This window comes from Klebsiella sp. 2680 (genome assembly GCF_900198535.1).
Classification (GTDB): Bacteria; Pseudomonadota; Gammaproteobacteria; order Enterobacterales; family Enterobacteriaceae; genus Klebsiella; species Klebsiella indica.
In genome coordinates, this window is sequence record NZ_FZNJ01000003.1 from 598,281 (window position 1) to 611,594 (window position 13,314).

A 13,314-nucleotide genomic window follows, 5' to 3' on the forward strand; every position below is an offset into this window, starting at 1 on the left:
GCTTTTATGGTTTCTTTTATTTTATGTGATTTACACCTTAATTATTGTCGTGGTTTTTATGGTTTTTTAAAAAAGAAACACAAGTTAATAACATTCCCCAAAAAGAATATTTAACAGGTCATTTATTTAGCGCAAATGCTTGCTGTGCAAGGGATCACAGCTTTCCAGCAAACTACGTACAGCAGCAAAAAAAGATGGTACATTGGCGAATCGTTAGCTGCTGTGCGTACCGTCATGAGAGTATCTTTTCAAATTAAACTTTTTATTTCGCTGGTGTTGTTCTTCTCCGGCCTCTTCGTTCTATTGGGCGTTTATTATTATCAGGACATGAGTCGCCAGCTATACCAGGAAATGAGCGCCAGAGCAAAAATTCAGGCTGAGGAAATAGCGATTATTCCGAGCCTGCGCCAGAGCGTGGCGAAAAAAGATATTCCAGCCATCAGTCAATTTATGCAAAAGCTCGTAATACATAGCGATGCCAGTTTTATTGTCATTGGTGATAATAAAGGGCTGCATCTATTTCATTCCGTCGATCCTGACATGGTGGGGAAAAAACTGGTGGGCGGCGACAACGCGGACGTTTTACAGGGGAAAAGCATCACCACGATCCGTAAAGGCGGTTTAGGCATTTCCCTGCGCAGTAAAACGCCCATTTTTGACGATAACGGCCACGTGGTGGGTATTGTGTCGGTAGGATATCTGACCAGCTATCTCGACACCATTACCCTTGGCAAAGCGATCAATATCTTTATTGCGGCCATATTGCTGCTGATCGCACTGTTTGTCTTTTCGTGGTATTTCACCCGCGGGATTAAAAAGCAGATCTTCTCGCTGGAACCGCGCGAAATCGGCCTGCTGGTGCGCCAGCAAAAAGCGCTGATGGAGTCCATTTATGAAGGCGTGATCGCCGTCGACAGCGAGCTGCGCATTGAGGTGATCAACCAGGCCGCGCGCAAGCTTCTTGGCTTAAGCCAGCCTGCCCGCGCGCTGCGTGGGCAGGCCATTAATGAAGTAATCACCCCTGTGCCTTTTTTCACGCGCTCGCTAATGTTGCAAAACGACACTCACGATGAGATTTGCCGCTTCAACGCGTTAACGGTGATCGCCAGTCGGGTGCGCATTATGCTGGAAGAGACGTTACAGGGCTGGGTGATCACTTTCCGCGATCGCAACGAAATCGACACCCTGAGCGCGCAGCTCAGTCAGGTGAAACGCTATGTGGATAATCTGCGCATTATGCGCCATGAGCAGCTTAACCGCATGGCTACGCTCTCCGGCCTGCTGCATATGGCGCGTTACGACGAAGCAATACGCTATATCCAGGCGCACTCAGAACATGCGCAAGAGCTACTGGATTTTATCTCGTCGCGCTTTAGCTCGCCAACGTTATGTGGGCTACTGGTAGGTAAAGCGGCGCGCGCCCGTGAAAAAGGCGTCGAACTGGCGTTTGACCCGCTGTGCCGGATGGCGAAACCCTGCCGGTCACTGGGGGAAGCGGAACTGATTTCAAGTATCGGCAACCTGCTGGACAATGCCATTGAAGCAACCCAGAGCGCTGCCCCGCCGCACGCGCCGGTGGAAGTGCTGATCCTGCTCAATGAGCGAGAGCTGATCATTGAAGTGGCGGATCATGGCATCGGTATCGATCCGGCAATCCGTGAACGTATCTTTGAGCGCGGAATAACCACCAAACGCGGGGGCGATCATGGCATCGGCCTGTATCTGATCGCCAGCTATGTTACGCAGGCTGGTGGATCGATTGAAGTCTCCAGCAACGCGCCTCACGGGACGATTTTTTCTTTGTTTATACCTGAAACGGGCAACATACCGCGCCCCGTAACGACCCTGGAAGATCAGAACTATGCAACATGAATTAATAGACGTGCTGATAGTCGAAGATGAAAACGCGCTTGCGCAGCTTCATGCAGAACTGATCGGCAAACATCCACGCCTGCGGCTGGTCGGCATTGCCTCGTCGCTGGACGAAACGCGGGCATTACTGAGCAGCACGCACCCACAACTGGTGTTGCTGGATAACTACCTGCCGGACGGTAAAGGCATTACGTTGATTAGCGATCCGCTTATTGCCCACACCAACTGCTCGGTGATTTTTATTACCGCCGCCAGCGACATGGATACCTGTAGCCTGGCCATTCGCAATGGCGCATTCGACTACATTCTCAAACCCGTCTCCTGGAAGCGATTAAGCCAGTCGCTGGAACGTTTTGTACAGTTTGCCGAGCAGCAGCGGGTATGGAAAGTCGTCGACCAGAAAAACGTCGACTCCCTCTATCAACTGCAGGCCAGGAACTACCGCCAGGATAACGGCAGCAAAGGGATTGAAGAGAATACGCTGGCGCTGGTGCAAAAGCTATTTACCGACGAGACGGAACGCTGCTTTTCCGTGGATGAAGTGGTTCATGAAACGGGGCTGAGCAAAACCACAACCCGTCGCTACCTGGAACACTGCGTGGATGCCGGTTTTCTGGTCGTCGAGATGCAATACGGCAAAATTGGCCATCCACGTCGTATGTACCGGCGGGTGATGACGTGAGTTGCCCGTCACGTCGTTATCCTCGCCGGCCAATAAAAATATGCCCCTGACAAAGCGCGCCAAGGAGACCACTCATCCTCACGGAACCCTGTCGTCCGGGCCAGTATACATTCTGACACCGTCATGATGCTGGTCATCGTCTTTTTTCAATACAGAATAACGGTTCATTGACGATCTGGCCGGCGCCACTACCGTGCCATAGCAGCCGTTAGTGGCTTCTGAACTGAGCGTGATGTCTGACACTGTTTTTGAGTCAGACAGCGTGAATGGCTGTACTTGCGGTGTGAACGCAACACCGGTTGCCGGGATGCGCCGTCTGACCTCGCTGCCATCCGTGAAGCGAATATCGACATTCAGGGGCGCATTCAGTATCACGCCATTCTGTTTCAGCGGACCTTCATCATCCGTCCTCTGGAACAGGCTCAGCGTCAGCGCGCCGTGATAGCGGTTTAACGATGGCAGCGTCTGCTTCACGACGCTCCCATGTCTGATTTGACAGACCGGTTGCCAGGGCGCCGGCGCCGGCGGACTGACAGCCCGGTTGAGCGGGATATTCACCTGAGCAGGGCAGGTAAATTTCTCAATCTGATGTTTTGCGTTAAAGGTCACCGGAAACCAGTAGGTTGATGAAATGGCCTGGCTGTTGTCACCGTGAACCACCCGCCCTTTCGGCGCATAGCTCGCCGGACCGGTGCGGTATCCCCAGATGGCGCTGAGAATGACCGGGCCGGATAAGGAAGGCAGAGTGTCCGCCCCCTTGTTTTGCCCTGTGCAGCCATCCTGTGTCAGGAGCGAACCCATTTTCAGTTCGTCGCCGGTCTCGCCCTGTTCATTGGTCCATCCGGACGTGACCGACGAAGAGTACAGATAGCGGATCGGCACCTGGCAGTTGCCACAGGTCGGCCCACCGGTGATATACCAGTATCCGTTATGCGTGAATAAGCCGACGGCTTCAAAATCGGCCGCCTTGAGAATACGGGTCGCGCTCCCCGCGACGGTGCCGGTCAGTTCCGGGGTCAACGCCTGTATCCAGAGATCCCACAAAGGTTTATGGCCTCCCGGCGAGGTTTTATCGAACTGACCGGAAAACACATCCGTGACAATATAAGCCTTGCCTTCAGGCGAGATCGTAATATCAAAATCATGAGCCAGATGGGGGCCCGTTGCGATTTTCGGCTGGCTCCATGGCCCCGCGGGGGAATCGGCCAGAGCATAATAGAGCCCGCCGGTTCTGGCAAAATTATCGCCCGCCTTAAACCACATCACATATTTTTTCAGCGGCTGGCTCCACAGAACATGTGGTTTTGCAGCGCTTCCCCGAATGCCTTCCGGCTGATATAGCCCCTGAAATGTCCAGTTCGTCATATCCGGAGAAGAATACGCGGCCAGCCCGCACTGGCCGGCATTTTTCACGGGAGACAATTTTTCTGCCCCCCCTTTCCCCGGAATGCTGCCGCTGAACATCACCAGTTTTCCGCAGCCCCATTTTTCGGCATACATCCAGTATTGATCGTTAAAGTAGGCGACTGAGGCGGCATGTTCTTCCACCGCATTGCCGGCAACATCCAGATGCAGCACCGGCGCACCATATTTTAATGGCGCATGGGGGGACGGCGGTAAACCATCCTGGCCCTGAAGAACATCCCGTGGGGCGAAATTGAAGAGGGTTGCCTGGCCCGGAACGGTTGCGGGCAAACCTGATGAATCTGCGTGCGCGAGTGGGATGATAGACAACAACAAGCAAAGTACCGTTCCTTTGTGCATTACAGTTTCACCATATGAATAATATTACGCCCGGTAACCACCGGATTGATTGTGGCTATCCCTGGCTTACCTACGATAAGTGTATCTTTATCATGCTTTATATTTCCGAATGTCAGCGCCAGTGATATAAAACATTAACCGGGAGAGCAATCACTGGCCGGCAATTTTGTGGCCGCCCATAACGGGCTAAAAAACCACCGCCGGGCAGTACCGTGGCGAAGACGAACAGCGTGGGGCGACACGAATGCCCCCTGCCCAATGCCGGGCAATCAGACGCAAATCTGCGTAATACGCGCGTTGTGGCGCGTCGGCATACTGAATATCTGCCGATGCAATCCGCGCATACGGAAAATACCGTGCTGTATGCCGGGATACCCTGACGAGAGCCCTTGCACAGGACGCTACCATGATGTTGAACCAAAAAGAACGGCAACCGGCGTATTTCTTTCTGCTGTGCCGGGCGGCATCCCTTGCGGGTACGTTCGTCGGGCTCGGCTGGCTACTGGTCTTTATACTGGTTGGCTACTGGTCTCTGGCATTTGCCCTTCTGGGACTGGGGGTGGCCATCCTGCCCTGCTGGCTGCTGGCCCGTCGGGGAAATTTTTCCGCCGGACTGCTGGCAGCCCAGTTGGTTTGTCTGCTTTTTGTCTGCCTCTTTAGCCTCCTTTTCGATATCCCGAATAAAGAGGTTCTCCGAACGACCCATCTCTATCTCCTGGTCATTGCCCTGGTCGGATATATCAATTACCAGAGAACCCCGTCACGCCAGCAGGCCGGGATGATCATAGCCAGCCTGCTGATGTTCGTGGTGTTCTGCAGCAGCAGGCTGGTCTTTCCGTTTGCCATCCCTATGCCGACAGCGTTCCGGGAGATCAGTTCATGGGTAAATGCCATGATGGTTACCGTCATGCTGGGTGGCGGAATGGCTGCCCTGCAGGCGGATTTTTCCCGTCAGACAGATATCGGAAGACAACTTCGTCGGGCACTGAAACAGAATGAATTTGTCCTCTACTATCAGTTACAGGTCAGCGCCGACGGTGGATTTACCGGCGCTGAAGCCTTACTGCGGTGGCAGCATCCCGAGAAAGGGCTACTCTCTCCCGATTTTTTCCTTCCGGATGCACAGCGAGCCGGTCTGATGCCGCTGATTGGCGAATGGGTGCTCCGGGAAGCCTGTTTCCGGCTTACACAATGGCAAAGCCGGCCGGAAATGGCGCGCCTGACTCTGGCCGTGAATTTTACGGCGGACCATATTCTGGAGACTGATTTTACGGAAAATGTCATCGAGACGGTGGTGTCCGCCGGGATCAATCCATCACAGCTTAAATTCGAACTGACGGAAAGCGTGTTTGCCACCGATATGCCGGTTGTGGTGACCACAATGGAGACTCTGGCTGCTTCAGGTTTCCGTTTTGCACTGGATGACTTTGGCACCGGCTTTTCTTCCCTGAGTTATCTTCGACAGTTGCCGCTGGAACAGATAAAAATTGACCGTAGCTTTGTAAAAGCCGTCCTGGGAGGAGAAAAAGGGAGAGTCATTGCCCGCAATATCATCCGGATGGGGCGAGAACTGCAGTTGCAGGTGCTGGCCGAAGGGATAGAAGAAGAAGCGCAGTGGTTGATCATGAAGACCCTCGGATGTGATGCCTTTCAGGGGTATTATTTCGCGCGGCCCCTAAGTGCGCCCGATTTTGAGAAAATGTTCAGCAGCGGAGAACAGCCTGAACGGTCTGACCTCGCTGACCAGCTTTTGCAGACATAAAAAAGCGCTCCTCCGCCTGATGCCGGTCAGTTAAGGGCCATTCACCGGTATTCATCCCAGACTTACCGCATGGGGATTGGGCGCATCAGGAAACCAGGCGAGAACGCAAACGCCCATCCAGGACGGGCCGCCTGGATGGCGGTCAGCGCTTCCGGGCGGCAAATGCAGCGGAAGACAACATCGATGACTCGCTGAACCGATCGGCATTCGCCTCTCCGCTACTAAAATTACCTGCACAACGTCCAAATACGCCATGCTCTGCGAGCACCATATTGCAAACCGGTTTCCATGCCACGACCATTCCGGCTGCCCGGCGTTCAGTAACGACTATCTGATTCCCTCCAGCCCCTCGCCATTACCGATTGCCCTTAAAAACACTTAGCAATATTTCATTACACCTTTTCATCCACTGATACGGAACGACGGCCCGTCAGCACCGCCTGCGATCGCCGAAAAATCGCAGATTTATGCTGAAAGCAGGCGCAATAGTGGCGCCGGACAAGAGAAATTATCCCGTCATCATTATTGCCGATGCCGCCAGGCGGCGATTTTAGCGGCTTCCCTTTGTTAAGAAATGTAAATGATATTTATTTGTATTTACATCATCAATTAGATCAATTCATAATAATAAATATTTATCAATAGGATATTACTTATAGGGAGTAAAAATGATTAAAAAAATGTTAATACCTCTTTTAGCGACGACAACCGCCCCTTCCGTGCTGGCAGCAGAAACGGACGACGTTATGGTAGTCACCGCCTCCGGGTATGAACAGAAACTGCGTGAAGCCGCTGCCAGTATTACGGTTATCAGTCAGCAGGAACTCAGCCAGCGCAATTACACCGACCTCGCCTCCGCCCTCAGTGACGTGGAAGGGGTAGACATCAACAGCACAACCGGTAAAACCGGGGGGCTTGATATCAGTATTCGCGGCATGTCCGGCAGTTACACCCTGATTCTGGTGGACGGGATACGCCAAAACGGAACCTCGGACGTTACGCCCAATGGTTTTGGCGCAATGAACACCAGCTTCATGCCTCCCATGTCCGCGATCGAACGTATCGAAATCATCCGTGGCCCCATGTCCACACTCTACGGCTCGGATGCGATGGGCGGAGTTGTGAATATCATCACCAAAAAAATCGCCCCGGAATGGTCCGGAACCGCCACTCTCGAACATACCTTCCAGGAAGATACGACCTACGGGGACAATTCAAAATTCTCACTCTATTCCAGCGGCGCGCTAATAGAGAACAAACTGGGGCTGGCCTTGCGCGGCAATATCTTCCGTCGCGAGGCATCGCATGTGGAATCTTCCACAACCGGCAGCGAACTCAGTAACCGTGGCCCGAACCCGGTCAAATCGGAAAACTATACCCTGGGCAGCAAGCTGCTCTGGCAGGTCGACGACAAGAACATACTCTGGCTGGACGGCGAAATTGCTAATCAGACATACGACAACAAGAATAACCAACTGGGTACTATTGGTTCTTCCGGAGGATATGAAGACACTCTGCGTTATCAGCGCCGAAAACTGACCCTTGGCAGCGATAATTACCTGAGTTTCGGTACTCTCAACTCAACGCTCTCCTGGAACAGAACCGAGAATAAAGGACGCCTGATCACGACATCCTCTGTTCCTGCCGCTTCCGGACTGGCCGGTGAAAAACGGGAGCTGAAAAATACCAATATCATTCTGGATTCAAAACTGGTCGCCCCGCTGGGGGACAGCCATCTGCTGACGGTAGGCGGCCAGTACTGGAATGCGCGCATGAAGGACGGCATTGTCCTTGCCAACGGTGGCGACGAATTTAAACAGGATTCATGGTCCTTATTCAGCGAGGACGAATGGCGTTTACTGGAGCCTCTGGCGCTGACCTACGGCGCCCGCTATGAATATCAGGAAACCTTTGGCAGTCATGTCAGCCCGAGGGCTTATCTGGTATGGGATGCCCTTGACGAGATCACCGTGAAAGGCGGCGTGAGTACCGGATATAAGACCCCCTCGCTGGCGCAACAGCACAATGGGATAAGCGGCGTGACCGGCCAGGGCACCATCAACACCATCGGCAATCCAAATCTCAAGCCAGAAGAAAGCGTCAATACCGAATTAGGCGTCTATTACGAAAACCACAGTGGATTCAGCGCCAATGCCACCCTGTTCCACAACCGCTTCAAAAATAAAATCAGCAGTGAAACAATTGACAGCTCGACCAGCACTTATACCAACGTGGGTAAATCAATTACCCAGGGTCTTGAGCTGGGTACCTCGGTCCCGCTGTGGTCTGATGACTGGTCGCTGAATATGAACTACACCTTCACCGACAGCGAGCAGAAAGACGGCAATAACAAAGGTGCGGCATTAACCAACACGCCAAAACATATGGCAAACGCCCGGTTAAACTGGAACGTAAACGAGAAGTTTTCTACGTGGCTGAAAGTGGAATACCGGAGTAAAACCGCACGCTTTACGCAAAACTACGACAACCTGAGCGCAGCCAATAAAGTGGTGTATGACAACCTTGGTGGCTATTTCAAATCCTGGACCGTCTACAACCTGGGCGGCTCTTATAAAGTCTCGAAAGACGTCACCCTGAACGGCGCGGTGAATAACCTGTTCGACAAGGACTTTACCCGGACGCATGTCTTCCCTGTGAACGGCGGCACCACCACGGCGGGCGATTACTTCACCTCATCCCAGAGCACCACGGGCTATGTGGTCCCAGGGCGTAACTACTGGGTTTCGGTTAATGTGAATTTCTGACGGAATCGATCCACGTTTCTCTCGCCCGCCGCCAGTAGCGACGGGCGAGAGATCGGTGATATCGTCGCGATCAATCAAAGACAGGATCTTCGCGCCGCCCGACGGCGCGAAACAGCGTCATTACAGCGACTTCGCCAGGCGCTCCACGGCGGTCATCAGGCCATCCTCTGACACCGTAGAGTAAGACAGACGCAACGTGCGCGTATCCGGGTCATCGTTATAGAAGGCTTCGCCGGGCACGTAGACCACGCCGTTTTCCAGCGTTTTCTTCATCCATTCCATCGTATCAAACGGATAACGGAAGCGAGCCCACAGGAACATGCCGCCTTTCGGGCGACTAAATTCAAGATGCTCTCCAAGGCGCGATTCCAGCGCATCGGCCAGCGCCACGCATTTCTTGCGATAATCTTCGCGGATCAGGGCAATCTGACTTTCCAGACGATTCATGCTCAGGTATTCCGCCGTGATCACCTGCGACAGCATATTGGTATGCAGATCCGCCGCCTGTTTGACGATCACCGTCTGCTGCGCCAGCCAGTCCGGCATCACGATCCAGCCGATACGCATACCCGGCGCGAGGATCTTAGAGAAGGTGGAGGTGTACACCACCTGATCCTCACATCCCAGTTCAACCGCGTAGTGATACAGCGGACGGCGAACTTCATCGGTGAAGCTGATTTCGCCATACGGATCATCTTCGATAATGACAAAATCGTGCTTCTTCGCCAGCTCAACCAGACGACGACGACGCGCTTCGCTGAGGGTTTTACCGCCGGGGTTGCCGAAGGTCGGCACCAGGTAAACGGCTTTCACGCGGGTGGTTTCCAGCAGGTCGGCCAGTTGTTCCACCAGCATGCCGTCATCATCGGTATCGACGCTGAGAATATTGGCCTGCGCCAGCTGGAATACCTGCAGCGCCGCCAGATAGGTCGGACGTTCAACGACGATCGCGTCGCCCGGATCGAGCAGCGTACGGGCGACGATATCCAGCGATTGTTGCGAACCGGAAGTGATATAGACATGACTTGCCGCACAGGCAACGCCGCGCGCCTGACACAGTTCGCTGACGGCCTGACGCAGCGGCGGATAACCTTCGGTCAAACCGTACTGGAACGCATCGTTAAAACGCCCGTTCATCACCTGCTGCACCGCGAGGTTCAGGCCTTCGGTATCAAACAGCTCCGGGGCCGGAATACCGCCGCCCAGAGAGATCACCCCGGGCAACTTGCTGTGCTTAAGGAGTTCGCGGACGGCAGAGGGCTTAAGCTCCCCCGCGCGGGCGGCGAGTCGCCGATCGTGCATACTATTTTCCTTTTCTGTCTTGTTGTTGTGATTTGTTATCTGTTTTTACCGAAACGCCCCGGTCACGCGATGTTCACCGGGAACGTTGCTTTTTGCGCCCGGATCCGGCGTTAGCGTGAATGACTATCGCTGTCTTTTATCACGATTAACGGTTCGATATCGCTCTCTTTTTTGACCACCAGCGAATCATCGCCGCGCAGACAAGTACCGCCATAGCTACCACCGACGGTAAAGGTGCAAACCTGGATATATTTGCCATCCACTTTAGGCAGACACCACAGCTGCTGATAAATATTTTTGCGATCGACAAACCGCCCGCTGGTTTTATCCAGCACTTCCTCCTGCGGACTAATCAGGTCGATATTATCGCCACAACGGCCTGAGATGGGCTTCACCGCATAGCCACTTTCCGCCAGTTTCTCGTTGACCACAAAATCGGTATCCAACAAATAGCGATGATTCGGAAACAGCGACCATAGCACCGGCAGAATCGCCTTGTTACCGGGGATGACCGTCCACAGCGGCTCAAACACTAAGACTTCCGGGCGCAGCAGGACATCAATCAGACGCACCTCATTATTGGGGTTGCCGGTACGGATCGGGACCGCCGCATACTCGTCGGCGCTGACTTCACGCACCTGCTCAATGGCGGTTTCCCACGCCCAGGTTTTCCATACGCAGTTGACCAGCCGACCATCAGCATCAATCAATTGCCCGGCGGCATCCCACCGCAGTTCATCAAGACCGTACACAATTTTGCTCTCAAAACCGGCCTCGGTCAGCGAACGCTGGATAAACATGGCATGATAATTCTCCTCCAGATCCCTGTCCTGCATAATATGCACGAAAGGCCGCGCCTGACTGTGCTTCCAGGCGCCGGTCAGCTCATCCAGCAGATTTTCCGCCGGGTTGTGTCCGCTACCGCAATACCCCTGTTTCAGCCACTGTTCGAGGATCAGGCCGCCCTCAGTATGGCAGGACGCGGAATCCGCATTGTATTCATAAACCTTAAGCCCGCGCGCATCCATACAGAAATCCATCCGACCGGTAATCATATGATGCCGACGGCGCTGCCACGAGAGGCGCAGACGCGGCCAGAGGATTTTCGGAATATCAAACAGCGCCAGCAGACTATCATCCTTCATCACCTTATCGGTGGCGTGCAGATACATCAAATGCAGCTCATTGGTCGCTTTGATAAGTTCCTGCTCTGCGCTTCCAGTCATGGTGAAATACTGATACGGATCTTTATTGATAACGTGGCCATTGGCTGCCACATAGGCTTTTTGCAATAAATCATGCTCATTAAGCCAGTTGCCGCGGAACTGGCCTTTATTCGGCAAACGCGCCCCTTTGATTGTCATCGCGTCACCCGGTACAACCGGCTGTGGGAGGCTATGCTCAGTATCGGCGGTTTGGATCATCCAGCCGAGTATTTCGGTATCGGCAAAGGTGTCTTTAATTGTGTAAATGCCGTTTTTCACCACCAGCGTCAGCTCGCGGGTCCACTGCTGGCCCTGCGGCAACGGCGAGTGAATCACATTCTGTTCAGCAACCCTGACCTTATTCCCCACCAGTTGGGTAATCACCGCCACGTGGCCGGTATGCTTAAATTCGCCCCCTTTCTGCCAAATCAGCAACGAACCGGCAACTGGCGGGCGACGGCAACCGTTGGCAAAAGCCTGTAACGGCAGAATATTGTCATTGACCACTTCGCGCAGAAAACGCAGGGAGAAGATTTCGTAGGCCATGCCGACATCGGTGAAAACAAAACCGTAGGTGAGGAACAAGAAACGGCGCGCAAACTCCACGCACTGCCACTTATGTCCCATATATTCATTACCGATATAGCTACGGAACGTGGCGTCATCCGGATAATCTTGCGGGTTTAAGCTACTGTAATTCGAAGAATAAATCGCTACGCCGCCCGGTGCGTAGCCTAATAGTGTACCAAACGGGGCGTCACTGCTTGTCGAACCTTTGCTCATTTAGCCTGACCTCAATTAATGCAGCCCGGGCAGTTGGCGGAACAAAACTCCCTCTTCTTATCCTGCCGCAGGCACTTACCAGACAGAGGTCGTATGATGATACCACTCATTCGATTCGCTAATCGTGCGCTTAAAGAAAATAAACCTGCACCTTCAGGCAAAAGTGATATCGTTATTTGAGATAAAAAAACCATCAGGAACCGACAATGAGCACACCTTCACATTTGACTGCCCAACCGCTGGTCTGGGGCCATGGCCCACGCACCTTCGAGGTCTTCCTTGAACCCACCTGCCCTTTCTCGGTGCGCGCCTTTAATAAGCTTGATGCACTGCTGGAAGAGGTCGGCGAGGATAACGTGACGGTTAAAATTCGCCTTCAGTCCCAGCCCTGGCACCTGTTTTCCGGTGTCATCGTGCGCTGTATTCTCGCCGCCTCCACGCTGCCCCACGGCCGCGAGCAGGCGCACAAAGTGCTTAAAGCCGTCGCTGACCATCGCGAGGAATTTGAGTTTACCGACCACTGTAGCGGGCCGAACATGGACGTCACGCCGCAGCAAATTATTGAGCGTATCGAACGCTATAGCCACGTTTCTCTGGCGGAGGCGTTTGCCCTTCCGGAACTGCAAAACGCGATCAAATGGCACTGCAAGTACGCCCGCCAGAACGGCATTCATGTGTCGCCGACCTTTATGGTTAACGGTCTGGTGCAGGCGGATCTCGGCAGCGGGGATGATATCAGCGTGTGGGCCGCGCGGATTATGGCGTAAACAGGCCAGCCCCGCGTCTGATGCGGGTGAGTTAAGGTGCCCAGCATTAGGGCTTTTGATAACTCTCAGCTTCCGGGCAGTCGCAGATTGAGCGCGGGCTCACCGCAGGGGGGTTGGGCGCGAGAACGCAGGCGCGCATCCAGGACTGGCCGCCAGGACGGCGGCCAGAGGGCGGGACGTCAGATGAAGCCGGAGTGAAGCGGACCGCGCAGCGGCAGGTTTCAGCGCCATGCCGGGGGTCCAGGGGGACGAGCGAAACGTCCCCCTGGCCGTTCACACGCAGCGGGTATAACGAACACCCTCAGATTGACAGTGAACGGAACAGGCCACTGACCAACATTCCCCGAAAAAGCATTCACTCTGGCAATGTAACAGTATAAAAACTCGATGATCCGCTTAACTGACTAACATG

Annotated in this window: 8 protein-coding genes and 1 pseudogene; 5 read left to right on the top strand and 4 right to left on the bottom strand. The window is 53.7% G+C overall.

From position 1 onward, the window contains the following. Window positions 1-234: 234 nt before the first annotated feature. Window positions 235-1,872 (top strand): sensor histidine kinase, encoded by a 1,638-nt coding sequence (locus tag FN037_RS15975; protein WP_142502681.1) that lies wholly within the window; start codon window positions 235-237, stop codon window positions 1,870-1,872. Continuing rightward, window positions 1,862-2,554 (top strand): response regulator, encoded by a 693-nt coding sequence (locus FN037_RS15980; RefSeq protein ID WP_138362542.1) that lies wholly within the window; start codon window positions 1,862-1,864, stop codon window positions 2,552-2,554. The genes FN037_RS15975 and FN037_RS15980 overlap by 11 nt, the downstream gene beginning before the upstream one ends. Before the next feature lie 78 nt (window positions 2,555-2,632). Here the strand turns inward: FN037_RS15980 and FN037_RS15985 are convergent, their stop codons facing one another. Continuing rightward, window positions 2,633-4,318, bottom strand: coding sequence for a family 43 glycosylhydrolase (locus FN037_RS15985; protein WP_142502682.1), 1,686 nt, complete (start codon window positions 4,316-4,318; stop codon window positions 2,633-2,635). 406 nt (window positions 4,319-4,724) lie between these two features. Between FN037_RS15985 and FN037_RS15990 the strand changes: the two genes are divergently transcribed. Then, window positions 4,725-6,080: a bifunctional diguanylate cyclase/phosphodiesterase gene (locus tag FN037_RS15990; RefSeq protein WP_142502683.1), complete on the top strand. Its 1,356-nt coding sequence runs from the start codon at window positions 4,725-4,727 to the stop codon at window positions 6,078-6,080. 680 nt (window positions 6,081-6,760) lie between these two features. Then, complete coding sequence (locus FN037_RS15995) at window positions 6,761-8,845, top strand: TonB-dependent receptor (protein WP_241675652.1); 2,085 nt, start codon at window positions 6,761-6,763, stop codon at window positions 8,843-8,845. Window positions 8,846-8,965: 120 nt separating this feature from the next. On the opposite strand, the gene FN037_RS16000 is transcribed toward FN037_RS15995, so the two are convergent. From FN037_RS16000 to FN037_RS24720, 3 genes and pseudogenes are all read right to left on the bottom strand, one after another. Further along, entirely contained in the window at window positions 8,966-10,147 is a 1,182-nt protein-coding gene (locus FN037_RS16000) for a PLP-dependent aminotransferase family protein (RefSeq protein ID WP_138362538.1), read from the bottom strand. Window positions 10,148-10,257: 110 nt separating this feature from the next. Continuing rightward, on the bottom strand, window positions 10,258-12,135 hold the full coding sequence (gene gss, locus FN037_RS16005) for a bifunctional glutathionylspermidine amidase/synthase (protein WP_142502684.1): 1,878 nt from the start codon (window positions 12,133-12,135) through the stop codon (window positions 10,258-10,260). Between the two features lie 75 nt (window positions 12,136-12,210). Further along, window positions 12,211-12,342, bottom strand: a pseudogene (locus FN037_RS24720) (hypothetical protein). Between FN037_RS24720 and FN037_RS16010 the strand changes: the two are divergent. Continuing rightward, window positions 12,342-12,902, top strand: a complete 561-nt coding sequence (locus FN037_RS16010) for a thioredoxin (RefSeq protein WP_142502685.1) — start codon at window positions 12,342-12,344, stop codon at window positions 12,900-12,902. The pseudogene FN037_RS24720 and the gene FN037_RS16010 sit on opposite strands and share 1 nt — an antisense overlap. Window positions 12,903-13,314 lie beyond the last annotated feature (412 nt).